Raw genomic sequence first — 23,859 nt, 5'->3', positions numbered from 1 at the left:
AAATAAAATATCCGAGTGGTGCTAAAATTCCCCAAGGACGAACGAAAGAACTGCCTCTCGGATACTTCCCGAAAGGAAATTCAAATATTGTAGTTTCAAAGCCTTTCCCTATAATTACTCCAAAATATAATACGAAACTAGCCACCCAACAGAGATAAGAATAATACAATAACCACTTACTTTGTTTTCCTGTCATATGGTAGGCCATATAAAAAGCCGTTGGGGCTAACGGAGCGACTAGGAAATATAGTAAATCATTCCAGAAAACCAATGTATTTACATCTTGAATCCATGCTCTTGTCGTAAGCACAAGTCCAACAGAGCCAAAGCTAATAAAAGAAATGGTTAGGTTTAAATGAAAAATTTTATTATCAACGTCTGATTTACGAAACTTTTGAAATGCAAAATAACTTAAAAAAACTCCGACAAAAAAAGTGAGAATTCCAGGAGCTCCATAAGGAATCTGGTACCAAAAATATTCCCAATCCGAAATTATTCCTTCTGGTTTTATAAAATAAATGAGTGGGTATGATTCCATCCCTTTAATGATCGGTTTTCGAGAAAAGAGAAAGTAGCAAATTCTTCTATTTGACTCACTTCCTCTTTTGTTGTTCTATGTCGGATATGGTTGATCTAAACTTTCCAAAAAAGAACGCTACTGAATGGTTAGCTGCTGGTAAATTTTTCGAATATAAGAAGTTTCAAATTTTTTATATCCAAGAAGGAAGAGGACAAAACTTAATTCTACTTCATGGATTCCCTACTTCCTCTTGGGACTATTCCAAAATCTTTAACGGACTTTCACGTTATTTTAATACTATCGCCATTGATTTTTTAGGATTCGGTTATTCTTCAAAACCAAAAAATCATAAATACACATTAATAGAACAAACTGATATTATAGAAAACTTTATTGAAAAGAATGCACTGCGAAGAGTGAAGTTTGTTTTTCACGATTATGCAGTGAGTGTAGGCCAAGAAATTTTAGCAAGACACTTAGAAAGGAGTGATCGTAAGTATGAAATTGATGGAGCCGTTTTTCTAAACGGAGGACTTTTTCCCCATCTCCATAGACCCACATTCAAACAAAAACTCCTCGCCACACCAGTATTAGGTGCTTTTTTATCAAGGTTTTATAATGAAAAAAAATTTGGAGTGGCTTTTTCACAAGTATTTGGAAAACAAACAAAACCAAGTGACAAAGAAATTTCCGTACTTTGGAAACTCATCACTTATCCAAACAATGTTTTGATCCCACACAAACTCCTTAAATACATTAAAGAAAGAAGAGTTCACGGAGAACGTTGGAAAAATGCCCTTCTTCAAACAGAAGTTCCATTACTTTTTATCAATGGAGGAGAGGATCCTGTGAGTGGAAGCCACCTAGCAGAGGAAATAGAAAAACTTCCGATTAAAAATAAAAAACTCATACGTTGGGATTCGATTGGACATTATCCGCAGTGGGAGAACCCGGAAGAATGTTTTAAAGAAATCTACGAATTTCTAAAATAGAATCTGGACTATAAATTGGAATGATTTTGGTATTAAGAACTTGAGAATCCAATCGTTAACGTTTATTCCAAATAAAGAATTAAGATCTATCGGAAGGGACTGTACCAGGACCTTCCATTCCAGTTCCATCATCGGTAGGATCTGAATCTGGGTTTTGTTGTTCTTTCACTTTATATCGAATTTCAATTTTTTCAGGACTGATTTGTAGAATCTCAATCCCTTTTAAGTCTTTGTTTTTAATGACCCGAACCTTGGCAACTTGTGGCTGCAACTCAGGAATGATTTTGTTTTTAATCGGATCAAAAATATAATTACAAGGAACTTGTGCGGTAATCCCAGTGAGGATTTGTGCAGAACGAATGGGTTTTAAAGAAAAATAGCGGATTGCAACTTGTTCTTCCGATAACTCTGCGTCTAAACGCGAATCCAATCCAGAACATACAATGGGAATGCCCGAAGCAGTCTGCTCTCCTGTTTTATAGGAAAGTGGAATGATGTTAACATTGACCGTAACATCGCGAGAACCGAGCACTGTGACGCCTTTCGGAAGATCAGGAATCCTTACAGTTTTTGCAAATGGCTCTTTTCTATCAGTTAGAGAAATTTCTGGCAATACAACCTTGGTGATTTTTTCTAAATCTTGTGGTTTGCCGCTAATTGTGATTTTTTGTGGACTTACAATCTGAGTCAGCTTTTCAAAGTTAGCTGGTGGTGCTCCTTCAAATGTTACTTCCAATGGAACCACTTTTAATCCGCGGGATTCAATTTCAACAGGAACTGTTTTTTTGAGTTTAGTAACTTTTACGCCACTAGGAACACCCACAATTTTTTTTATCGGAACCTCAGTAACACCCAGTTGGACATCCTCTGGATCAATGACAGCTTTCATAAATTGTGAATAGTAATTAACAACGTCTTTCAAACCTTCTACACGGACAGGTATGGTTTTTTCTGGATTTTTGGAATAACTTAAATTACCGGATAACTTTGGATAGTCGACTGGTACATTAATTGTTTTAATTAATACTTTGGAATTTTGTAAATTTACGTAAAAAATACTGGCAATGATTAATGAAACAAGTTTGGCCTTCCAATTTCGAACTAATTTCCCATATACTTTCGAGATCATATACTCACTCCGGTATCTTTCTCTTTTGATTTACGGAGAGAATCATCTTTAGCCTTTCTAGTTCCCGTCATTAAGCTACTTACTAAAGCTTTTAGCTCAAGCGGTTTAACTGGATGTATCATTTCTCCTTCATAACAGATGGTAATATCACCGGTTTCTTCTGAAGTGACTATAATAATGGCATCGGTTTCTTCCGAAAGGCCCAATGCGGATCGGTGCCTTGCGCCTAATGTGGAAATTTCCACAGAACTACTCATAGGTAAATAGGAAGCTGCACAAACAATTCGGTTTTGTTCAATAATGACTGCGCCATCATGCAAAGGGGAATTCTTAAAGAAAATAGTCTGTAAAACTTCAGAGGTTACTTGAGCATCCAAAGGTACCGCATTTTCTGAAATATCCTTTAAACTAATGTCTTTAACGAGAACAATGATTGATCCTGTTTTTTCTTGCGACATGATCCGGACTGCTTCCACAATCGGGTCTAAATCAAAAGTTGGTTTAAGAAAAAATAATCTAAGGAGTCTTATCCTTGCCAAATCACCCGTTAGCCTTCTTAGCTCTGGTTGCAAGAGTACAATGATAGCAAACACAAGGGCCGGCCTGATATTTGTAAGAATCCATTCCAAAAGTTCGAAACCTAAATATTCGGCAAGGCTTCCTGAAATCCAAATGATTCCAACACCGAGAAGCAGTTGAATTCCCCGTGTTCTTCTGAGTGTAGTATAAGTTTTATAAATTAAAAATGCGACGATTAATACATCTAAAGATATGGAGATATAATTTTTACTCCAGGGAATGATATATAATCCTCGAAAAAAATCCAATTTATATTCCTAAAACATCAAACATATTATAAAGGCCTTTCGATTTTCCATGTAAAAACTCTGCTGCTTTCACTGCACCTGTAGCAAATGTTTTACGATCTTGGGCTTTGTGTGTGATTTCTATTCTTTCTTCTGAACTTAAAAAATATACAGTATGTTCACCGACCACTTCACCGGCTCGCATTGTATGCATGGCGATTTCTTTTTGGTCTCTTTCCGAATACATTCCGTGACGACCATAAATAACGTTTTCTTCCGAACGTTTAGTTGCATTCAAAAGAACTTCTTTTAAATACATGGCCGTTCCAGAAGGTGCATCCTTTTTATGTCTATGATGAATATCGAGAACTTCAACATCAAAATCTTCATCTAACACTTTTGCTGCGATCTCAGTTAATTTAAACAAAAGATTTACACCGACAGACATGTTAGGCGAAAAAACAATAGGAATTGAGTTTGCAGCAGATTGAATGAGTGCCTTATCCGCATCGGTTAATCCCGTTGTGCCGATAACCAAAGGTTTTTTATTAGTTAGGGCCATATTCAAAATGGATTCAAAACCAGTGTGTGTACTAAAATCAATAAGGACGTCTGAATTCTCACATGCTTTTTGTAAGTCGGGAGATAGTAAAATTCCTGTTTCTTTGATCCCGGCATGGTTTCCTGAATCAAATCCTGTATAAACAGCACCTTCCCGAACCACTGCAGCACTTAACTCTGATTTTTTGGACAAAGAAAGCACTTGGATGATGGCCTTCCCCATCCTTCCCCCAGCGCCGATAACACCTACTTTGATTTTAGACAATGCCTTCCTCTTTTAATTGGAATACAATTTTTTTAAAGGCTTCGGCTGGTGATCCCTCAGATAAAGAAGTCATTGGAAGACGAAGTTCATTTTCACAGTACCCAAACCAACTCATAGCTGCTTTGATGGGAATGGGATTGGTTTCAATAAAGGCATTGATAAACACAGGAAGAAGTTTGTAATAAATCTTTTTAGAAGCTTCTAAGTCGCCTCGTAAATATAAGGAAACCATATCCACACAGGCGCGTGGGAAAAGATTCGATACGACAGAAACGACTCCTTTTCCACCGATGGATAACACAGGCAAAGTTAAGTTATCATCACCCGACAACAAATCAAAGTCAGGTGGCGTGGCAGCGATGACCTTTGCCATTTGCCCTAAATCACCAGTCGCTTCTTTGATGGCGGCAATTTTTGGATGGGCCGCAAGCCTTGCTACCGTTTCTGGAAGTAAGTTGACATTGGTTCTTCCTGGGATGTTGTACAACATGACTGGTTTGGAAGATACATTGGCAATCTCTGTAAAATGGCGATACATTCCCTCTTGTGTAGGTTTGTTGTAATATGGATTGACCGTTAGGATCCCGTCCACTCCATCAGCACAAGCAGACTCAGTCAGTTCAATAGCCTCTTTTGTAGAGTTGGAACCAGTCCCGGCTATGACTTGGATTTTCCCTGCCACCACTTTTACGGTCTTTTGGATGAGTTCCTTATGTTCCTCATAAGAAAGGGTGGGAGATTCCCCGGTTGTCCCACAGGGAACCACACCCGCCACGCCTGAGCGAATCTGGTTTTCTAGGATTTTAAAATAACTATCATAATCGATTTTCCCCTGGCGAAAGGGGGTGATGACCGCGGTATAAACGCCCTGAAACATAAATTAAACATCGAAGAGGGACTGAATTTTGCAATAAAAAACTGCCAAAAGACCCCGTATCGATAAACTTTGCGAAAATGGTCTATTTTTTCCCTCCAATGTTTGCCATTCTCGCGATTCTTAGCCTTATTTTGCATTCATTTTATGTCTATTCCCGATTTGGGGTCAAAGATGTGCCAAACGAACGGAGTCTCCACAACGTAATCACAAAAAAATCAGGCGGAATGTTTTTTATCCCCCTGTTTCTTATCTCTGTCCTTTTTTTGTTTTTTTACCCCCAAACGGGAGATTTATTTCCCCTACCCGAAAACGAAAGCCAGAAAAAAGACATTTATCTTTTGTTAGCTGGAATATTTACTTTTTCTATTATAGGTTTCATTGATGATTTATATCATCTCAGTCCCAAACTTCGTTTATTTCTAGAATTCAGTTTGGTGGCTGTATTTTTAATTGGGACGAGTCCATTGCTCACATATTTTGGGTTCGATCTACCTTCCATCCTCCTCCAAGTATTTATCCTTACCATCGTCATTGTCTTTGCCGTAAATTTGGTAAACTTTATGGATGGAATGGATTGGTATTTAGTCACGACACTATTCTTATCTTATTTTTCTTTAGTGACCGTAGCTCCCGATTTTTACTCCATAGGAAATACTGGCTATAGTTTCTATGGAATCTTGTTCCTTTCGATGTTTGGATTTATATTTTATAATTTTCCAAGAGCCAAACTATTTATGGGAGATAGTGGTTCTCTAGCTTTAGGTTTTTTCGTGATGGCATTACCGTTGTTTGTTGGAAAGTGGGAAACACAAAAATCGGGAGTTTGGGACATTACAGATTATTTTTATCTGTTCCCTTACTTTTGGTTGGACGGAATTTTTACCTTAATCAAACGATTCTTCCAAAAAAAACATATATTCTCTGCCCACAGAGAACACCTCTTTCAGAGGATCACAGAAACCAAATTAGGAAAAATTGGATCCCTTTGTATTTTCTCCCTCTTAAACCTTTTTATCGTTTGTATCCATTTTGTCTTAAAAACAAATGGAACTTCCCATATAGAAATATTTCTCATCCTATTTCTTTTTTCAGCAATCAGTTATGGGCTACTTTGGTTTTTGATCCCTCGAAAAAACCTTGCATAAAGTATTCGGACTCCAATCCTTTCCTTTATGCCTCTATCGAAAAAAGAAATTCTATTCTGCCTTCTCAATGGTTTTCTCATCGGGATTGCCAATCTCATACCCGGTGTTTCCGGAGGGACTTTTGCACTCATCCTTGGACTTTATGACAGATTAATCACAGCCATCACTTCCCTAAACTTGGATACCATCAAAGCTTCGTTAGCATTCCTATTTGGATTTTGGAAAGAAGATGTGAGAAAACGTTTTACTTTAGAAATGAAAAGGATCGATTTTTGGTTTCTAGTGTTTTTAGGAATTGGTCTTTTATTATCCGTTGTATCGGGCGCCAAACTCATCCAGTTTTTACTCCAAAACCACCCACAAGCAACACTGGCCTTATTCATTGGGCTCATCATCCCCTCTCTAGCAGTTCCATACAAGCTAATAGAAAAACACAGCTTTTTTATTTGGTTATTCCTGATCCCAGGAATCCTTCTTACCATTGTCCCAAGTTTTTTTATGGGCGATACAACTGGTTCTGAAAATCCACTCATTGCTTTTCTTACAGGAGCCATTGCCATTTCTGCGATGATCCTACCTGGAATTTCTGGATCTTACATCATGCTTGTACTCGGTGAATACCAAATTGTGATTGGGAAACTTTCAACCATCCTCGAACCAAGTTCGATCATTTTTCTCGGAGCATTTGGAATTGGATGTTTATTAGGACTTCTCATTTTTACTCATTTCGTTAAATGGTTATTTGTAAAATATAAATCCCATACAATGACTTTTCTTTTGGGCCTAATTCTCGGATCCTTTTTTATTCTTTGGCCTTTCAAAGATTATGCACATGGTCAGGCAATTGTAGGAAGATCCGGAGAAGTAAAACGAGACATTCAAATTGCAACGGCAAAGAATATTCTGCCAAATGATTTTAGTGAAACACAAATCCCACTCGCAGCACTGGTTCTCGGTCTTGTGCTTGGGTTTGGTCTCAACCGTTTGGAATCTTTACAAGAGAAGAAGTAGTATTCTTTAGCCTTTCCATTAAAGTCTGGATTTCAAAATCCAGACTTCTATCCGCTGCCATTGTCTTTAGGCCGGCAAACAAATCTTTATTTGGAACCAAATCTTTTCTATTGGCAAACCGAGAACTTTGAAAAACCGAAAAAGCCAATATAGATAACAACTTATACCCATTAGCAACCGTTCTACGATTTCTTAATACCGAAATCGCACCCATAGGAACAATGTCTTGGTTATTGCCATTGGTTGGAACAGATTGTACTGATCCCGGCATACTATCCCGACGAACTTCAGCTGTTAGGTGAGTTGACATAAGCCCTAATCCAGATAAACCAGCGTAAGTACCAGGTTTGTCTGATAACATAAGCGGGAACTCTCCATTCTCTTTGGGTTCATAAAGATAATTTAAAAAACGATCCGCCCAAGTAAACCAAACCGCCATCGCATTTTGCAGACGATCTGCGGCAAAACTGACTTGTGCGGCATAAAACCCACCGCCTTCGGCAAATCGCATTCCATCCTCACCAGAAATCAAAACAGGATTGTCCGAAAGTGAATTTAATTCTTGTTCTACGATAATTCCAACTGAGATAAGTTCATCTAAAATGGAACCAAGAATTTGGGGAATACATCGAATGGAATAAATATCCTGGATTCGACTACCCTCTTTTTTTTGTCTAGAATGCTTTGCAACAATGGGATAAAGGATACGAACGATTTCTTTGGGTCCATTAAATTGTTTGTGATTGTGATACTCAGGATGAAAAGCATCAGAGAAAACAGAATGAAAACTAAATAAATACTCGAGAAGTTCCAAAGAATAGGAAAGTAAATTTCTAAATTCGAGCACCTGGAGTCCAAGGAGAGCTGTCGTAAAACTTGTTCCATTGGTAAGAGATATTGCTTCCTTTGCCTTGGGAAACCAAGGCAAACCTGGAATTTGAGAAGTTTTGCCATTCCACCTGCTAGGCCCTAATTCCCTTCCTTTACCCGTAAACCCAGATTCACCGAGGAGTGCCAAAGGGATATAACTGAGTGGAATCAAATCTCCTGAAGCCGAAAGAGAACCTTTTTCTGGTAATACCGGAATACAATCCAACTCTAAAAGTGTATTCAATAATTCTAATGTTTCAAAACGAATACCAGATCCGCCAAGTGACAAACAATGAATCCTTGCAGCAAGGACTGCCCTTGCTTCAGTATGACTCAAATGAGAATGGGGAATTCCGTCCGCAGAAAATACAGGCTCCACAGTCAAATGGTAGATTAAAGATTTTTGGATCTTTTCCATATCTTCATTGGATGTAAAAGCATGTGGACCAAAGCCAGTATGAATCCCATAAACTAGTTTTTCTTTCGAAAACTCTAAAATAGATTCTAATTGATTTCGTTCTGTTTCCATTTTAAGACGAACGGAAGTTAAATGGACAAGGGAACCTGTTTGGGATAAAGATTGGAGTGTAGATAAATTCAAGATGATTTAAAACCGGGGAGATTCCCCGGTTTGTCCAAAAGTTTAGACGAAGAACACGAAAGTAATTAGAATAAAAACAGGAACTAAAATTCCCATAGAATATGCTAAGTATCCACCAAAAGATGGCATTTTAACTTTGTTTTCTTCTGCAACGGATTTTACCATGAAGTTAGGAGCATTACCAATATAAGTGTTTGCACCCATAAACACCGCACCCACAGAAATAGCTTTTAAAATCTCTTCTGCTTGGACATTTCCAATGAACTGCCCCAATGTGAGAGGGCTTGCTGCACCCGCAGGAGTGAGAAGCCCAGAAGCCAACGACCCAAAAGTTAAGTAAGTTGGAGCATTGTCTAAAACAGAGGAGAAAGCTCCAGTGGCCCAGAAAAACTGCCAATTTTGAGTGATTCCCAATTCCTTACCATGTGCCTCAAGTAAAACAAGAGCAGGAATCATTGTAATAAAAATACCAATGAATAGGTAGGCCACCTCTTGAATCGGATGGAGAGTAAAGTTATTGAACTTACGATTTTCTTCTTTGGAAGTAAATTTTGAAAGACCAATCAGCACAATGAGTACTGCTTCACGGATAAATCCAAGTGTAGGAGTTTCATTGATTTCTGGAATGTAGTTACTATTTAAAAAAGCAACCGCTAAAATCACACCGAGCAACCAGATGAAGTTGACTTGGCCTCCAATAGAAAAAGGAGTCGCAAGTTTATCATCACGTTTTAAATCTTTTTTGGTTTCTTTCTTATATGCAAAAGTATCCCAAACAAAATAAACAGTGAGTAAAATTGCTACCGCAACCAACATCTCAGGTAATAGTTTGAATGTCCAAGTGAAAGGAACACCTTTCAAATATCCGAGAAAAAGTGGAGGATCACCGAGTGGTGTTAAAGATCCACCAATGTTGGAAACAAGGAAAATAAAAAACACAACCGTGTGAACTACATGTTTTCTTTCGCTATTTGTTTTTAACAAAGGACGAATGAGTAACATAGAGGCACCTGTTGTTCCAATAAAGGAAGCAAGACCAGCACCAATTAGCAAGTATAATGTGTTGTTAAGAGGAGTTGCATGAATATCACCCTTAATCACTATTCCACCGGAGATGTAAAACAAAGATCCGAGCAAAATGATAAATGGTATATAATCAAAGAAAACTGTGTGCACAATATTATGGCTGTAACCATAAATGAGAAGAACCACAAAAGAAATGGCTCCAAGTCCCACTGCAAGTATCAATTTGTTATTATTGTCTTCCCACCAATGAGAAGTTTTGTGAGAGGCAACCGGTAAGATTGCAATGGAAAGTAATATGGCAACAAAAGGTAAAACCGACCAATATGGTAGTTCCTGATGTACTGATTCGCCATGAGACGAATGTCCTGTTTCTTCCTGAGTGGTTGTCTGCGCCTGAACCGGAGTTGGGTCCTCAGCAAATAAACCCGCTGTTGTCACAGACAAACACACTAGGAATACTATCGTTGTGAGAAGCTTCTTCAACATGCTCACCATCCTATTTTTTTAGGACAGCTTATCCGAAATCGAAACCTCGTGGAACTAAAAAAACCGTGATTCTCCAATTTTTAAAGGAACAAACTGACTTTCTTCGAATCCACTACGTTTTAGCTCTTCTTTGGTGCGGGGCACAGGAGAATCCAATGCCTCATCAGAAAGGACAAAGGTCATATAATGCATCGGAACTAAGTACTTTGCCTTAAGGTCGCCAAAAGCCCTGACGGCTTGTTTTGGATCTACGTGTACAGGTTCCATGAGCCAACGAGGTTCGGTCGCTCCAATGGGTAGAATGGCAATGTCTACTGGTCCCAATTGATTAGCAATTTCCTGGAAATGAGTATAATATCCAGTATCTCCTCCAAAGTAAACCTTCTCTTTTTTGCCAGAGATCAGATAACTTCCCCACAGAGTTTTATCCCGATCAAGTAATCCACGACCACTAAAATGTTGTGTGGGAGTGAAGGTAATTTTTAGTTCCTTCATTTTTGATTCCTCCCACCAATCCATCTCCTGGACATTCTGTATTCCTTCATCTAACAAAAGTTTTTTGTTACCAAGGCCCGTGAGAACCAAAGGATGAAACTTTTCTTCCAATTGTTTGAGTGTGGGTAGATCTGTATGGTCATAATGATTGTGTGACAAAATGACTAAGTCAATTTTGGGAAGGTCTTCGATTTTGATTCCCGGTGGAGTATACCTTTTTGGGCCAATAAAACTTACCGGAGAGCACCTTTCACTCCAGATAGGATCCGTTAAGATATTCACTCCATCCATTTGGATAAGAGTCGTTGCATGTCCCACCCATGTCACGGAAAGTTGGGACTGATTTGATTGCAATTGGCTACCGTCATTTTTTACCAAAGGAAAGTCTGGATAATCGGCCGGATCGACACTATAGGGCAATTGCAATCTTTGGATTTGCCAATTGATTACATTCCAAAAACCTTTTGTTTCAAAATTGGGATTTGGGTTTTTGAACCCACTGGGTGTATGGTGTGATTTACGAACACTGGCGTCAGCAAAACAAGACAGAACAAAAATGACAAGGAACAAGTTTAAGGATACGGACTTCACGAGGTTTAGACTAAAAAACAATCTTCTTGTGTTTGGAATTTTCGATTGCCTTTTTAGAAACTAGAACAATCGTTATTTTATTATGTTTAGGTATAAAGAAACGAAAGATTTGATGATTGCCTATGCAAAATGGAGAGACACAGTTGATCGAACCGAAGGAAGTGAAACCATCTTTGGAGCTAATGCAGAGGTATCGGAAATTGCTCGGGACCTAAGAGAAGACGCAGAATTTGAACTTAGGATTTTAATCCAAGATTTGAAAAAACAAAATCCTTCTGCTATCAAAGAATGGGTAGAAGTCACCAAAGCTTTTTTACACAACACAGAATCATCCACACCCGAAGAACAAATCCAAAAACGTAAACAAATTGCACGGGATTGGAAATATTCCCGTTCGCCACTCGGCATTTCAGTCCGGTACCCTCATCCTTCCCAATATTGGGGGAGCGGAATTGGGGTTTTAGGTCCCGATTTCGACTGGTAAGATTCACTAGGCTCCCGAATCCTATGACCAATGGATTCCATTTTTTTTACACTTTCCAAACTTGGTACGGTTTTACTTTTCCCTCTTCCTATTTTTTTTATCTTAGCATTCTTTCTCATTCTAAAAACAAAGTCGAAACACGGGAAATTACGCCTTTTTGGAATTGTTTTATTTTTGTATTTGGCATCTAACGCGTATGTTGCGAATTTTTTATTAACCTCCCTCGAAAAAAATTATCCTCCCATTGCTATCGAAGAAGTTCCCAAATCAGACGTAGCAATCGTCTTAGGTGGGATGATCCAAACGATTTCAATTCATCCAGGAAGGCCTGAACTTACAGACTCGGTGGACAGGTTGACTGATGCTATTCGACTTTATAAAGCAGGCAAGGTAAAAAAGATTCTTTTCACAGGTGGATCGGGACTTCTTTTTACGGATGCTTATCGAGAAGCAGATTTAGCAAAAGAATTATTTTTAGGTTTAGGTGTCCCCGAAAAAGATCTGATTTGGGAAAACAATTCAAGAAATACTTATGAAAACGCAATCGAAACGAAGAAGTTACTCATCGAAAAAAAAATAGAATCTGCAGTTCTTATTACCTCTGCTTTCCATATGAAACGGGCGGCAGGTTGTTTTCAGAGACAAAACATCTCTTTTGTCGCCTTTCCGACAGATTACCGTTCCACCAATTTACAATCAGGAGCTTTTGAACTCTACATTCCCTCTGCGGGTTTTTTGGACCAAACGACTCTATCTATCAAAGAATGGGTAGGTTATTTTGTTTATCGTGCCAAATCCTATTTATAACTGCCGATTTTCTCTGGTATTTTTTTTAGACCTTTTTGTTTGACCGAAACCTGCAATCAGAGAGGCTAGAGGAAAGACGGGAATCCGTCTAAAGAATGGATTATGAATCGTAAGTTTTTAACTCTTTTGTTTCTCATTGGACTTTCTCTCGGAGGAATTGCCTATTTCTCTTCACAAGAAACTTCCTATCTCCTTTTGGATGCTTCGGAACTGGCGGCAAACCAAACAAAATACTCAGACCAAAACCTGCGAGTCAGAGGATTTGTGCGGGTGGGGAGCCTTATCCGCGAAGGAAAAAAAGCCAAATTTGATTTAGAACTAAATGATCAAATCATTCCTGTTTTTTTCACCGGGGAAACACTTTTGCCTGATGCTTTTAAAGAAGGAGCCAGGGCCAGAGTGGATGGAAAATTAGACCACGGGGTTCTTGTTGCCTCTCACGTAGAAGCAAAATGTGCTTCGAAATATGAAGCAGGATACGCTGAGGAAAAATGAACAATTTAGGAACCATCCTTTTATCTGCTTCTTTGGCCGTATTAATTTTTTCCGCATTACAAACAATTTACGGAATTTTTAAACAAGACAGAAAGGCCATAGAACTTGGCCGTCTTGCTTTAATGACAAATCCATTTGTCATTGTCCTCACCTTTACAGTTCTATTAACACAACTGGTTCGATCCGACTATAGCAACTATTATGTGGTAATGCATTCCAGTGAACACTTACCTCTATTCTACAAAATGACATCGATTTGGTCTGGTTCATCTGGAAGTTTGTTATTTTGGAATTTGATACTTAGCGTTTTCACTTTCATTGTGTTATGGCAAACTAGGAAATCCATTGAAGATCGAATTCCCATGATGAATCTAATCCTTGCGGTTTTATCTGGATTTTTTTCTTTCCTTGCTGTTTTTTATGGGGATGCCCAACCATTTCGCGAATTCGTTCCAGAGGCGGCTGCAGGCCGGGGCCTCAATCCCCTCCTCCAACATTGGGCGATGATCATCCATCCTCCCATCCTCTACATTGGATATGTAAGTATTTCCATTCCTTTTGCTATTGCCATGTCTGCCCTTGTGTCGGGACAACTTTCAGAAGATTGGATGAAATTCATCCGCAAATGGACTTTGTTTTCCTGGTTCTTTTTGGGGACAGGAATTTTACTCGGATCCAAGTGGGCCTATGAAGAGTTAGGTTGGGGAGGATATTGGGCTTGGGATCCGGTAGAAAATGCATCTCTTATGCCTTGGTTACTCACAAGTGCCTTTGTCCATTCTGTTGTCATCCAAGAACGTAGAGGAATGTTAAAGTTTTGGAATATGTTACTTGTGATCCTTGCTTTCCACTTTAGTTTACTGGGAACATGGATCACTCGTTCTGGAGTTTTGGAAGGTCCGCATAGTTTTTCCAAGTCTACGATTGGAACTCCTTTTATCATTTATATCATTGGAAGTTTTCTATTTTTCACAGGGTTTGTGGTTTATCGCAGAAAACAACTTACTCCAGAAAGAAACCTAGAAGCCATTACTTCCAAAGAAGGAAGTTTTCTTTTAAATAACTTTTTACTCGTCCTTTCTACCGCAGCTATTTTGTTAGGTGTATTTTCTCCTCTTTTGTATGGAAAAGAATTTAAAGCTCCTTGGTTTAACTCTTGGGGAGTACCGGCAGGGATTTTTCTTTTACTTCTTATGGGAGCTGCGCCACTTCTTGCCTGGAGAAAAGGTGCCGGAGCCGTATTTTTTTCTACCTTACTCAAACCCTTAATCGCGGGACTAGTTGGTGGTGGGTTCTACATCCTTTTTTATTCACAAAACTTTACCAAACCAGATAGTAAATATGGTGATGTTTTGGCCGAAGTGTATTCGATCTTAACTGTCACCATTGGTGTTTTTACCGTTTCTGGAATCATCCAAGAATATTATAGGGGGATCCGAGCTCGCCGAGAAGAATTCAAAAACGAAAACATCTTGGTAGCTGGTTACCGAATGTTACTCAAAAACAAACGGCGGTATGGTGGCTACTTAGTCCATTTCGCTTTAGTATTAATTTTTATTGGTTATGCCGGAAATGCGTTTAAAATCAATACTTCCGTTCGTTTCTTTTATGAACTCCAACCTCCTACATCAGAGGAGATCGTTTACCAATCGATCGACAAAGCCATGATCGGTGGTTATCAAATTGAAGCCTCGACACTCAAACTAAAACCGGTATTAATTTCTGGACTCGGTGGCGAACCAAACATTCAGAATGTCATAGTTTCCCAAGAAGGTACATACTGGATTTTTCGTGGTACAGAAAAACTATCCGAACTAACCACAGAACGTAGGTTTTATCCACAGATCTCTCACCTAACAGGAGATTTTGAAACACATATCCCTACCAGTGAACCTGCCATCCTCTCAATGGCGAAGGAAGATTTTTATATCCAACTAGGGGCAATTGAAACTTCAGATTTGAAATCAGAAAACCCTGACCTTCCATTGATGTTTATGCAATATTATTTTACTCCTGGTTCGGAGATGGATAAACTAAAACTTTTTTTGAACTTTCCAAAACAGATTGTGGCAAACCTAGAAGTTTGGGTGAATCCGCTTGTAAAACTGATATGGGTAGGATCACTTCTCTATTTCTTATCTGGGATATTTTTGCTTCTCCCAGTCGGTGACAACAAAAAGAAAACGGTATGATAAAATGAATTTTTGTGATCAAAACAAAACCCAATCAACCAAAGGAATTATATCCAATCTTTCGAATACTTGGTTCCGTTCTATTTCTAAATCGAGTTTAATGTTCATTGGAATTTGTTTTTTATTCCCTAGTTTACTTTTCTCACAAAAAACAACCACCAATCTTAAAGAGGAAGCGCAAATTCAAACTTTTTTAAAAGTTACGGAAAACATTCGTTGTATTTGTTTGCCGAGCCTTCCGATTCAATCTTGTTCGTTTAATATGTGTGCGGCGTCTAGTTACCTCAAAACCTTTATTGAAAACCGAATCAAAGATGGAATGAAAGAAGACGAAATCATTTCGAAAATGGAAAATGGATTCGGAGATTCGGTTTTACAAGATCCAATTGTAGTTATGTTTCAAGAGAATGGAAACCAAGGGATGGTAGATTCCATTGTTTATGGCTTTGGACCTAAAATTTTAGCTCAGCCTGATGGAACTTGGATCAATTTCACCTTACTGGCACTTGGGATTCTGGGATTGTTTGGAATTTACAAATACGGAACTAGAAAAAAGAAAGAACCCAAGGAACCAAACTCGAATCAATCCGTTATTGGCATAAATGCAACCACGGAACAAATTAAAAACAAAATCCGTAAATTTGAAGAAGAAACCTAACACAAATTTGAAATAAAAACATATAAATCGGTTAGAGAGAATTCCATTTCTCTCTAACTCTAATGAGCTCCTCTATCAAAACCTGAATATCATTTAACTTCAACTTGGCGTTCAAACTAATCCGCAGGCGTGGTGTTGAAACTGTCGGTGGACGGATGGCACGAACATCCAATCCTATCCCTTGTAAACTATTCGCGTAAAACAAAGCCTCTTTCTCTGTCGTAAGCAAAAGCGGTATTATATGCGATGTAGAGTGAGTTAAGACAAATCCATTTTGTTCCAAAGAATTCATTAGTTCTCTTGCAAGGGATAACAAAGTATGTCTTTCCTTATCCATAGAACGGATTAAAGAAAGGGCAAATAAAGCAAACTCTGAAATCATCGGCAATGGTGCTGTGGAAAAAATAAAGGACCGCATTACATTCACTAAATGGTCGCGGCCAATTTTTTTGGTAACAATAATTCCACCCTCGAGCCCTAAAGATTTTCCCAAAGTATACACTCTGTAATCAATAGATTGGATTTCGGAAAGAGACAAATCACGAAAGACAAGCCCCTTCCCACTGGGACCATAAATCCCCAAAGCATGGGCCTCATCTAAAACCAAAACAAAGCCAAATTCTTTTTTTAAACCTAATAAGGTTTTTAAATCGGGAGAATCGCCATCCATACTAAATAAAGTTTCTGTCACAACGATTCGTTTTTTCTTATGACCTGGATCTTCCGATTCGACTTTTTCAAGTAAACTGCGTAGATGGTTTAAATCTAAATGATTATAGTATTTTTTTTGGGCACCAGAAATGCGAATTCCATCCAGAATAGAAGCGTGGTTGAGTCGATCCGTAAACACAAAACAGTCGGGGGCGGCAATGGAATCCAAAAGACCAAAATTAGCAGTAAAACCTGTAGAAACTAAAAGGGCGGCTTCCCCTTCTACAAAACGAGCAAACTCTGATTCAAATTGATCCATCGACACTCGGTTGCCCCGGACCAATCGAGAAGCAGTCGATCCAAATGGATCAATGTTTTTTCGTGATTGGAAATACTCCAACATACGAGGATTAGATGTTAATCCCATATAGTCATTGGAACAAAAGTCAATTCCTTGATAGACCTTCGTTTCCCGAAACAATTGTTTTTCATGAATCGTATCTAGTTTTTTTTGGACTTCTTCCCAATGATCTGCCATTGACTGCCAGTTTTCTTTTTTGTGTTATTTTTTCCGATTTAATTTTTTATATAATTTGTTAGAATGATCTCACAAATGAGCTTCCTTCCTCCTGATGTCGTCCATCGAATTCGTTCTGCTCGAAATATCCTATTTCTCACAGGTGCAGGAATTTCTAGTGAAAGTGGAATTCCAACCTTTCGAGGAGATGGTGGTTATTGGAAAACATTTAAAGCCGAAGAACTGGCCACACCAGAAGCTTTCGAAAAACAACCTGAAGTAGTTTGGGAATGGTATGACTGGCGTCGAGGAATTTGCGCAGAAGCAAAACCTAATGATGGGCACCTAACGATTGCAAAATGGCAATTGCTTTCACAAACAATCAACTTAATCACACAAAATGTTGACGGACTTCACCCCATAGCCGGTAGTAAAAATCTATTAGAAATTCATGGCAATATTTATCGTGCAAGATGTACAAGCTGTGGTGAAAAATTTTCTTTAGGGCAAGGAGGAATAAACCAACCAGGTCTAAAATTTTGTCCACTATGTGAATCTCTTTTGCGGCCCGACATTGTTTGGTTCGGCGAAGGATATGACAACAAACTTCTAACAAAAGCTTGGGAACTCAGTAAAGTCGCCCAAATTGTCTTTGTGATAGGAACCAGTGCCAATGTTTCTGTTCCTACCAATTTGGCTCTGACCGCCATACGAAATGGTGCTCTGGGTATTGAAATCAATCCTGAAACTACTAGCCTCACTCCTTCTATGCAAATTCATTTTGGTGAGAAATCGGGAGAGGTCCTCCCCAAAATTTTTAATGAAGTATTTCCTGATACAAAACAAAACTAAAAATTTGTTTATGTTTGAAGGTATCAAAATACATTATCTATCATTAAGCCATTGATACATTCACCATTAAAAAATAGCGAATAAGAGAATATAATGTTAACTATCTTTCTTCTAATACTTTCCAATATCTTTATGACCTTTGCTTGGTATGGGCATTTAAAATTTGCAAAATCAAACAATATGTTTTATATTATTTTGTTTTCTTGGGGAATTGCTTTTTTCGAATATGTATTAATGGTTCCTGCCAACCGCATTGGATACACGGTTTATAAATTCGAAGGTTTTCAATTAAAGATCATCCAAGAAGTGGTGACCATTTTCGTTTTCATTCTCTTCGCTACAGTTTTTCTTGGTGAAAAGATCAAATGGAATTATATCGTAAGTTTTGGATTGATACTTCTTGCAGGTTATTTTGCGTTTGGGTTTGGATCTAAATCAAACGGACACTAAAAAGGAAACTAATTCTTTCGCAATTTTTTCTTTGGGAAGTGGGCCAATGTCTTTTTCTAACCCACTAACACCAAATATACGAACACTAGAATCAACCTCACCAAACCCTTTTCCAGAACCTACATAGTTTCCAACGATAAATGTAAGGCCCTTTCTAACCAGTTTGTCTTTTGCATGACGTTCTAAATCTTTCGTTTCCGCAGCAAAACCAACACGAAGGGAATTTGAAATTTTCTGTTCATTAACGAATTCAGTCACTTGTTGTAATACATCTGGATTTTCTTCTAATTCGAGAAGAAGTCCTTTGGTTCCTTCAGAACTTTTTTCTTTTTTGATTTTATGTTCTGCGGTCATAATGGGGCGAAAGTCTGCCGGTGCGGCTGCCATAACAAGCAAACTATCGTTAGTGATTTCTGACAAAACGGCATCTCTTAATTGGATTGTTGTTTCTACTTCGATGTTCCGAATTGCTCCTGGAACATGGGAATATCGTTCTAACGTATTTCCGTGAATATAAACGACTTCCACTGGATATTTCAAAAAAGCAGTCGCAATTTCGTAACCCATCTTTCCCGAGGAAGCATTGGATATATAACGTACAGGATCAATCCATTCCCGCGTGGGTCCGGAAGTAACAATGACTCGTTTGAATTTTAAATTCATGAATTGGCTGTATGAAGTTTAATGATTTGTTCCATGATGGATTCTACTGTAGCTAGTTTGCCATATCCCTCATCTCCACAAACTACAATCCCTTTGTCAGGAGAGATAATATTCACTCCATCTGATTCTAAGGTTTTTAGATTTCTTTGGACAGCAGGATGTAAATACATTCCGGGATTCATAGAAGGAGCCACTAACACGGGAGAGGTGCAAGCAAGATAGGTTGAGGTCACCAAATCGTCAGCAATGCCGTTGGCCATTTTCCCAATGATATTTGCCGAAGCAGGAACCACTGCGAAAACAGAAGCAATGTTTTTGATTTCAATATGAGCCATACCTGTATCAAATTCATCTACCCTAACTGGTTTTCCAGTCAGAGCTTCGAAGGTAATTTTACCCACAAATTTGGTGGCATTAGAAGTCATAATCACGCGAACAGGATACCCTTGTTTGGTAAGTCCTCTTACCAAATCACAAGCCTTATAAGAAGCAATAGATCCAGATACTGCGATTACAATTTCTTTCATTTATCTGTCCTCGTAAGAGAGTTCCCTCTCCATCTCTGAATCAGTATCTTCTTCTAGTTTGGGAGTAAATTGAATAGAGATGATTTTGTTTCCCTCCATTTTTTTTACCTTCAAACTTCCCTTTTTAATTTGAACGATGCTACCTTCTTTTGGCATATCTTCGTTCTTTTCCATAAAATAACCAGCAATGGTTCTTACTTCTTCCATATCCGAAGGTTCTTCTCCTTCTAGAATATCAGATAAACTTGACAGTTCTGTTTCACCATCTAAAGTTATGGATTTTGTTTTTTTATTTTTGGAAGTTACATCCACTTCATCTGTGTCTGTTTCATCTCGAATTTCACCGAAAAACTCTTCGATAATATCTTCTAACGTAAGTAAGCCGGAAACACCACCGTATTCATCAATGACAATAGCCATGTGTTGTTTTTTCTCACGAAGTTTTGTCATCACTCGTTCTATGGACATAGATTCTGGAACTTTCACAAAATCCTTTTCCATAATGACCGTGATTTTTTCCTTTTTACCCTTCGCAGAGAGATGTGCTGCTTGCCATTTTAAGTATTTTTGAACATGGACAATTCCAACAATACGATCTAAAGTCTGATCATAAACAGGATATCTTGAAAAACTATGTTCGGCAATGAGTGGGAGCATTTTATCGATTGTTGATTCTTGTGGAATCCCGATGATCGAAAGCCTATGTGTCATTACATCCTTAGCTGTATGTTCTGAAAAATCAAAAGTCTTTTGGATGAGTTGCATTTCAGCATTGTCAATCCGACCTTGTTTCCTTTGTTCCTCAATAATGATCATGAGCTCTTCTGCTGAGTGAACATACTTATCACCAGTCCGCTGCAAACGGAAAAGTGTGAGTACTCCTCCTGCCAAACGATTCATCACAAAAGTCACAGGAAAAAACAAATAATAAAACAACCACATAGGACCGGAAACACCAAGAGCGATGGATTCTGTATTTTGTATCGCTAGGGTTTTAGGAACTAGTTCTCCCAAAATCACATGTAGTAATGTGATGAGAGTAAAGGAGACTCCAATCGAGATGCTGTGGATGGTCACAAGATCCAATTCAATTTGAAACATGTGAAGGAATCCAGAGACAACACTGGCAAACAATGCTTCGCCAATCCATCCAAGAAGTAGGCTTGCGACAGTAATTCCCACTTGGCAAACCGACAACATATCATCGATTTTAGAGACGGCTTTTTTAGTCAGAAGAGCCATTGCCCGGTTTTCTTTGACAAGCTCTTCGAGGCGAGAAGGCCGAATCGAAACCATAGCAAACTCGGCTGCTACGAAGAATCCATTCACAAAGACAAGGAGGAAGATAAGAAAGATGCCGATTATTTCCATAGAAACTCGAACACCGCTAAAGTATTATGATCAGGGTCCATTGGTATGAGGAATAGAAATAAGTATTTTGGACCGATCTCCCAGTGTCGCCTATAATTTTGGCTCTTTTTTACCAGAAATATAGAAGATCTAGGGATTTCTTCCAAAGGATATAACTATGATTATGTCACTTTTATTGCGGGGTGGCATGGATCCAAACACCTTCGTCTTGATAACGTGAAGGATCGGCAAGGCCTGAGACAGAGGCCGCATCCAAAACAGGAAGGGTTGGGAGGTATCCGATTTTTTTTGTCCCCGAACGAAACCAAAAATGCAGCCATTGGTAATGCCAAGAGTAATCGGCAAAGGATTTGCCAACCACACGTTCGGTGTAAACAACCATCCGTGGAACAGTTCGATAGTCAATCCGACGGAATAATTTTAAAAATGGTATTTCTTCGAAAGATCCAAGATCAGATTTACAAGACCAAGAAAGATTAGTCACGGAGTTTAAAGGACTTGCATTTGCAGAAAAATCCCAAAGGTGGAGTCTTTCTTTTTCTTTTAAGATGCGTGAACCTTCGAAATAAGCGGTATCCACTAAATTCATTCCTTTCCCACCTAAAGAACGCATGTTTTGTGGACATTTCCAAGAAAACGTGTTTAACGGTTTTTGAGGATCGGAACCAGGTTGGAGTGAAAAGAAAAATGTAAACCCCGTCTCTTTCATTTCTTTTTTGAGAGATCGCATAAGACTTGCCCCAGATTCATTCAAATAAATTTGAACCGTTTCCGTATCTTTATTGGAACTAACCAACTCCCGTACAGAGTCAATGGCTTCCGATGTGTCAGGCCTCTGGGAACGAATGACTTTCCAAGTCAGTTGGTTTCTTCTAGATTCTCTAGGATTAAAAGTGAAAAGATAAAACTCTTCTTTGTATGGCAATAAAATTACTGTGGGATGTTTTGCAGATTCTAAATTGCGAACAGACTCTTCTTCGCTTTTTCTTTGGATTTGGCTTTCCGTTTCGCGGCTATCGGCATAAGTCGAATCAAAGAACTTGGATTCTCTTGTTGTGGAAAAACCAGAGAGATATTGAAATTGTTTATCAACAAATTGAATTTGAAATAAAGAATGAGGACTCCCCTTTAAACTGCGGGTCCATTTTACTGCATTGTATTTATAAACGGAATCCAAAAGCCCCCAAACATCGTTATCATCTCGCAAATGACTTAGGGCATATTCAAAAAACAAATCGGTTGAAAAAGCCAAGGGTCTGTAATTACGAATATAATACAAATCTTCATAAAGATTGTTTTGTAGATAATCAGAAACACCATCACGAATGTTTCCATTCACTGGACCTTTTTTGCCGGAAGCTGTATGAGCAAATACAAACCCAAAATTACGAAGGAACTCTGCTGCATAAAATGCATTTTCTTCATCCAAAATCCCCCTACTCTTTGTTAGCTCAATTGTGGATTTTCGAAATTCCTTTCTATAAATTTGATTATACCCTTGCAAAACAGTAGCGGCATATTCTAACCTTCTCCATTTTTTTTCCTGAGCCATATAAATGATTTCATCAGTCATTCGTGATGATAGTTCTGGATTTTGATCCATTAACATTTGTGAAATTCTTAGTTTAGGCCAGATATCTGCTTCTGTTAGTTTCTCAGGATCTTTGATTTTTTGTAATGCTTTAAGGGCAGCGTCAGCTCCATTTACCTTATACAATGAAACAGAAATTAAATCCTTAACTCCACTGATCGACATTGGTTCGTTCAAATAGGGATGATGAATATCGGCTGACCAGTTCGTTAAATCCAATTTCAGGTAATAATCCAAAGATTTTTTATAATCTTTTTGCAAATAAGCAAGTGCACCTAACTTTACATAGACTCTATTTAGAATGGAAGTCTTTTTGCCCTTTGCTAATTTCAGAAAATTCAAAAGTGACTCTTCCGCTCCGGCATAATCTCCCGAAAGTATTTGAAAAAATGCCATTCGTTCGTTTGAATTTTCACTGATAAACCCGTCTGTGATCTTTTCCAGATCCATCATCATTTTTTGCAGATGAATTCCTTCTCTGGCAAATCCAAGAAAGGAAAGTTTGGCGGGAAGATCTTCGTCTATCCGATCCAGAAGAGGAATCCATTCCAAATTAGGGTCTTCAAAAAAAGGAGAACTGACACGCATAATATTCACAAAATGTTTATGCATTTCCTTCTCTTTGCCGGAAGGAAGATCAATATAATATTGTAATCGAAAAACTCGGCATAAAGAATAGTAAGGTTTGTTTTTTTGACAATCCATGCGGACCATAGATTTTTTTTCATCTTCCCCTGTTTGAAAAAGGTTGGTTCGCATATTTTTTGCTAGGTTACGAAAGTATGTATTGGGTTCTTTTTGAATGTAGGTATCAAGGATTTTAATCGCTTGCACTTCTTCGGATTGTGACTGTTTCCATAAAGAAGTGAGTAACGAATCGGCAAAGGCATATTCACCTTTTTTAGTACGAAGATCGTAGAGGATATTGGCAATTCCTACTTTATCTTTTTTTCGTAGATAATATTCTCCTAACATTAGATAATAATCGATTTCCTGGATTTGATTCATACCCTCAGGTGCTTTGAATCGAAAATCATCTCTGGCATTTAAAATTTCTTTTCCTTGGATGAGGAGTTTGGAGGAATTTCCCGAAACCACCCAACCATGATTTCTTTGGGTTTGGCTCATCAGATTTCCCATAGGAAATGCGAAAATACACAGAAGAAAAATAGAAAGTGACAGGCGATTCATCATCGTATCCATTATTCTTTAGAACCAATCGTTTT

22 protein-coding genes and 1 pseudogene are annotated in these 23,859 nt (G+C 38.3%); 10 read left to right on the top strand and 13 right to left on the bottom strand.

The annotated features are described in order from the left end of the window. Nucleotides 1-538, bottom strand: a pseudogene (locus ND811_RS17265) (adenylate/guanylate cyclase domain-containing protein); the annotation flags it as partial. A gap of 77 nt (nucleotides 539-615) precedes the next feature. Here ND811_RS17265 and ND811_RS17260 point away from each other — a divergent pair. Then, nucleotides 616-1,512, top strand: a complete 897-nt coding sequence (locus tag ND811_RS17260; RefSeq protein WP_265365541.1) for an alpha/beta fold hydrolase — start codon at nucleotides 616-618, stop codon at nucleotides 1,510-1,512. 79 nt (nucleotides 1,513-1,591) lie between these two features. Here the strand turns inward: ND811_RS17260 and ND811_RS17255 are convergent, their stop codons facing one another. Genes ND811_RS17255 through dapA form a run of 4 tightly spaced genes read right to left on the bottom strand, consistent with a single transcriptional unit; the run spans nucleotide 1,592 to nucleotide 5,150 of the window. Further along, nucleotides 1,592-2,641, bottom strand: a complete 1,050-nt coding sequence (locus tag ND811_RS17255) for a CdaR family protein (protein WP_265353119.1) — start codon at nucleotides 2,639-2,641, stop codon at nucleotides 1,592-1,594. Beyond that, nucleotides 2,638-3,468 carry a diadenylate cyclase CdaA gene (gene cdaA / locus ND811_RS17250; protein WP_265353120.1) on the bottom strand — a complete coding sequence of 277 codons (831 nt, stop codon included), beginning with the start codon at nucleotides 3,466-3,468 and terminating at the stop codon, nucleotides 2,638-2,640. Before cdaA ends, ND811_RS17255 begins: the two co-directional genes overlap by 4 nt. A gap of 1 nt (nucleotide 3,469) precedes the next feature. Continuing rightward, nucleotides 3,470-4,273, bottom strand: a complete 804-nt coding sequence (dapB, locus tag ND811_RS17245) for a 4-hydroxy-tetrahydrodipicolinate reductase (protein WP_265353121.1) — start codon at nucleotides 4,271-4,273, stop codon at nucleotides 3,470-3,472. Next, a complete protein-coding gene (gene dapA / locus ND811_RS17240; protein ID WP_265353122.1) occupies nucleotides 4,266-5,150 on the bottom strand; it encodes a 4-hydroxy-tetrahydrodipicolinate synthase in 885 nt (294 codons plus the stop codon). The genes dapB and dapA overlap by 8 nt, the downstream gene beginning before the upstream one ends. Nucleotides 5,151-5,227: 77 nt before the next feature. Here dapA and ND811_RS17235 point away from each other — a divergent pair, with 77 nt between their 5' ends. Then, the gene (locus tag ND811_RS17235) at nucleotides 5,228-6,295 is read left to right on the top strand and encodes an MraY family glycosyltransferase (RefSeq protein ID WP_265353123.1); all 1,068 of its coding nucleotides are present in this window, start codon (nucleotides 5,228-5,230) and stop codon (nucleotides 6,293-6,295) included. Nucleotides 6,296-6,322: 27 nt separating this feature from the next. Further along, a complete protein-coding gene (locus tag ND811_RS17230; protein WP_265353124.1) occupies nucleotides 6,323-7,306 on the top strand; it encodes a DUF368 domain-containing protein in 984 nt (327 codons plus the stop codon). Here ND811_RS17230 and ND811_RS17225 read toward each other — a convergent pair. The 3 genes from ND811_RS17225 to ND811_RS17215 are packed head-to-tail and all read right to left on the bottom strand — an operon-like array spanning nucleotide 7,272 to nucleotide 11,396. Then, nucleotides 7,272-8,777 carry an aromatic amino acid ammonia-lyase gene (locus ND811_RS17225; RefSeq protein WP_265353125.1) on the bottom strand — a complete coding sequence of 502 codons (1,506 nt, stop codon included), beginning with the start codon at nucleotides 8,775-8,777 and terminating at the stop codon, nucleotides 7,272-7,274. The two genes, ND811_RS17230 and ND811_RS17225, sit on opposite strands and share 35 nt — an antisense overlap. Before the next feature lie 42 nt (nucleotides 8,778-8,819). Next, nucleotides 8,820-10,289 (bottom strand): sodium:proton antiporter, encoded by a 1,470-nt coding sequence (locus ND811_RS17220; protein ID WP_265353126.1) that lies wholly within the window; start codon nucleotides 10,287-10,289, stop codon nucleotides 8,820-8,822. 54 nt (nucleotides 10,290-10,343) lie between these two features. Further along, nucleotides 10,344-11,396 carry an MBL fold metallo-hydrolase gene (locus ND811_RS17215; protein WP_265353127.1) on the bottom strand — a complete coding sequence of 351 codons (1,053 nt, stop codon included), beginning with the start codon at nucleotides 11,394-11,396 and terminating at the stop codon, nucleotides 10,344-10,346. Between the two features lie 61 nt (nucleotides 11,397-11,457). Here ND811_RS17215 and ND811_RS17210 point away from each other — a divergent pair, with 61 nt between their 5' ends. The 5 genes from ND811_RS17210 (at nucleotide 11,458) to ND811_RS17190 (ending at nucleotide 16,011) form a co-directional block, all read left to right on the top strand. Next, nucleotides 11,458-11,859 carry a hypothetical protein gene (locus ND811_RS17210; protein ID WP_265353128.1) on the top strand — a complete coding sequence of 134 codons (402 nt, stop codon included), beginning with the start codon at nucleotides 11,458-11,460 and terminating at the stop codon, nucleotides 11,857-11,859. A gap of 30 nt (nucleotides 11,860-11,889) precedes the next feature. Beyond that, nucleotides 11,890-12,666, top strand: coding sequence for a YdcF family protein (locus ND811_RS17205; protein ID WP_265353129.1), 777 nt, complete (start codon nucleotides 11,890-11,892; stop codon nucleotides 12,664-12,666). Nucleotides 12,667-12,768: 102 nt separating this feature from the next. Continuing rightward, on the top strand, nucleotides 12,769-13,161 hold the full coding sequence (locus ND811_RS17200; protein ID WP_265353130.1) for a cytochrome c maturation protein CcmE domain-containing protein: 393 nt from the start codon (nucleotides 12,769-12,771) through the stop codon (nucleotides 13,159-13,161). Further along, nucleotides 13,158-15,353 carry a heme lyase CcmF/NrfE family subunit gene (locus tag ND811_RS17195; RefSeq protein WP_265353131.1) on the top strand — a complete coding sequence of 732 codons (2,196 nt, stop codon included), beginning with the start codon at nucleotides 13,158-13,160 and terminating at the stop codon, nucleotides 15,351-15,353. Before ND811_RS17200 ends, ND811_RS17195 begins: the two co-directional genes overlap by 4 nt. A 100-nt stretch (nucleotides 15,354-15,453) precedes the next feature. After that, on the top strand, nucleotides 15,454-16,011 hold the full coding sequence (locus ND811_RS17190) for a cytochrome c-type biogenesis protein CcmH (RefSeq protein ID WP_265353235.1): 558 nt from the start codon (nucleotides 15,454-15,456) through the stop codon (nucleotides 16,009-16,011). Between the two features lie 31 nt (nucleotides 16,012-16,042). On the opposite strand, the gene ND811_RS17185 is transcribed toward ND811_RS17190, so the two are convergent. Continuing rightward, a complete protein-coding gene (locus ND811_RS17185) occupies nucleotides 16,043-17,200 on the bottom strand; it encodes an aminotransferase class I/II-fold pyridoxal phosphate-dependent enzyme (protein WP_265353132.1) in 1,158 nt (385 codons plus the stop codon). A 75-nt stretch (nucleotides 17,201-17,275) separates the two neighbouring features. On the opposite strand from ND811_RS17185, the gene ND811_RS17180 reads away from it, so the two are divergent. After that, nucleotides 17,276-18,031 carry an SIR2 family NAD-dependent protein deacylase gene (locus tag ND811_RS17180; RefSeq protein WP_265353133.1) on the top strand — a complete coding sequence of 252 codons (756 nt, stop codon included), beginning with the start codon at nucleotides 17,276-17,278 and terminating at the stop codon, nucleotides 18,029-18,031. A gap of 93 nt (nucleotides 18,032-18,124) precedes the next feature. After that, nucleotides 18,125-18,481: a DMT family protein gene (locus ND811_RS17175; protein ID WP_265353134.1), complete on the top strand. Its 357-nt coding sequence runs from the start codon at nucleotides 18,125-18,127 to the stop codon at nucleotides 18,479-18,481. On the opposite strand, the gene ND811_RS17170 is transcribed toward ND811_RS17175, so the two are convergent. From ND811_RS17170 to ND811_RS17155, 4 genes are all read right to left on the bottom strand, one after another. Next, entirely contained in the window at nucleotides 18,467-19,144 is a 678-nt protein-coding gene (locus tag ND811_RS17170) for a phosphopantothenoylcysteine decarboxylase domain-containing protein (protein WP_265353135.1), read from the bottom strand. The genes ND811_RS17175 and ND811_RS17170 overlap by 15 nt on opposite strands. Beyond that, a complete protein-coding gene (locus tag ND811_RS17165) occupies nucleotides 19,141-19,671 on the bottom strand; it encodes a phosphopantothenoylcysteine decarboxylase (RefSeq protein ID WP_265353136.1) in 531 nt (176 codons plus the stop codon). Before ND811_RS17165 ends, ND811_RS17170 begins: the two co-directional genes overlap by 4 nt. Next, nucleotides 19,672-21,042 (bottom strand): hemolysin family protein, encoded by a 1,371-nt coding sequence (locus tag ND811_RS17160; protein ID WP_265353137.1) that lies wholly within the window; start codon nucleotides 21,040-21,042, stop codon nucleotides 19,672-19,674. A 172-nt stretch (nucleotides 21,043-21,214) separates the two neighbouring features. After that, nucleotides 21,215-23,824 carry a tetratricopeptide repeat protein gene (locus ND811_RS17155; RefSeq protein WP_265353236.1) on the bottom strand — a complete coding sequence of 870 codons (2,610 nt, stop codon included), beginning with the start codon at nucleotides 23,822-23,824 and terminating at the stop codon, nucleotides 21,215-21,217. Nucleotides 23,825-23,859 lie beyond the last annotated feature (35 nt).

It is taken from the genome of Leptospira soteropolitanensis (genome assembly GCF_026151655.1).
In the GTDB taxonomy this organism is placed as follows: domain Bacteria; phylum Spirochaetota; class Leptospiria; order Leptospirales; family Leptospiraceae; genus Leptospira_A; species Leptospira_A soteropolitanensis.
This window is presented reverse-complemented; position numbering and strand designations above follow the sequence as displayed.

Excerpts from the sequence above, each read along its gene's own strand:
- ND811_RS17260 (WP_265365541.1), top strand. The coding sequence starts at position 616 with ATGTCGGATATGGTTGATCTAAACTTTCCAAAAAAGAACGCTACTGAA.
- ND811_RS17255 (WP_265353119.1), bottom strand. The coding sequence starts at position 2,641 with ATGATCTCGAAAGTATATGGGAAATTAGTTCGAAATTGGAAGGCCAAA.
- dapA (WP_265353122.1), bottom strand. The coding sequence starts at position 5,150 with ATGTTTCAGGGCGTTTATACCGCGGTCATCACCCCCTTTCGCCAGGGG.
- ND811_RS17235 (WP_265353123.1), top strand. The coding sequence starts at position 5,228 with ATGGTCTATTTTTTCCCTCCAATGTTTGCCATTCTCGCGATTCTTAGC.
- ND811_RS17230 (WP_265353124.1), top strand. The coding sequence starts at position 6,323 with ATGCCTCTATCGAAAAAAGAAATTCTATTCTGCCTTCTCAATGGTTTT.
- ND811_RS17220 (WP_265353126.1), bottom strand. The coding sequence starts at position 10,289 with ATGTTGAAGAAGCTTCTCACAACGATAGTATTCCTAGTGTGTTTGTCT.
- ND811_RS17210 (WP_265353128.1), top strand. The coding sequence starts at position 11,458 with ATGTTTAGGTATAAAGAAACGAAAGATTTGATGATTGCCTATGCAAAA.
- ND811_RS17205 (WP_265353129.1), top strand. The coding sequence starts at position 11,890 with ATGGATTCCATTTTTTTTACACTTTCCAAACTTGGTACGGTTTTACTT.
- ND811_RS17200 (WP_265353130.1), top strand. The coding sequence starts at position 12,769 with ATGAATCGTAAGTTTTTAACTCTTTTGTTTCTCATTGGACTTTCTCTC.
- ND811_RS17195 (WP_265353131.1), top strand. The coding sequence starts at position 13,158 with ATGAACAATTTAGGAACCATCCTTTTATCTGCTTCTTTGGCCGTATTA.
- ND811_RS17190 (WP_265353235.1), top strand. The coding sequence starts at position 15,454 with ATGTTCATTGGAATTTGTTTTTTATTCCCTAGTTTACTTTTCTCACAA.
- ND811_RS17185 (WP_265353132.1), bottom strand. The coding sequence starts at position 17,200 with ATGGCAGATCATTGGGAAGAAGTCCAAAAAAAACTAGATACGATTCAT.
- ND811_RS17180 (WP_265353133.1), top strand. The coding sequence starts at position 17,276 with ATGAGCTTCCTTCCTCCTGATGTCGTCCATCGAATTCGTTCTGCTCGA.
- ND811_RS17175 (WP_265353134.1), top strand. The coding sequence starts at position 18,125 with ATGTTAACTATCTTTCTTCTAATACTTTCCAATATCTTTATGACCTTT.
- ND811_RS17170 (WP_265353135.1), bottom strand. The coding sequence starts at position 19,144 with ATGAATTTAAAATTCAAACGAGTCATTGTTACTTCCGGACCCACGCGG.
- ND811_RS17165 (WP_265353136.1), bottom strand. The coding sequence starts at position 19,671 with ATGAAAGAAATTGTAATCGCAGTATCTGGATCTATTGCTTCTTATAAG.
- ND811_RS17160 (WP_265353137.1), bottom strand. The coding sequence starts at position 21,042 with ATGGAAATAATCGGCATCTTTCTTATCTTCCTCCTTGTCTTTGTGAAT.
- ND811_RS17155 (WP_265353236.1), bottom strand. The coding sequence starts at position 23,824 with ATGAATCGCCTGTCACTTTCTATTTTTCTTCTGTGTATTTTCGCATTT.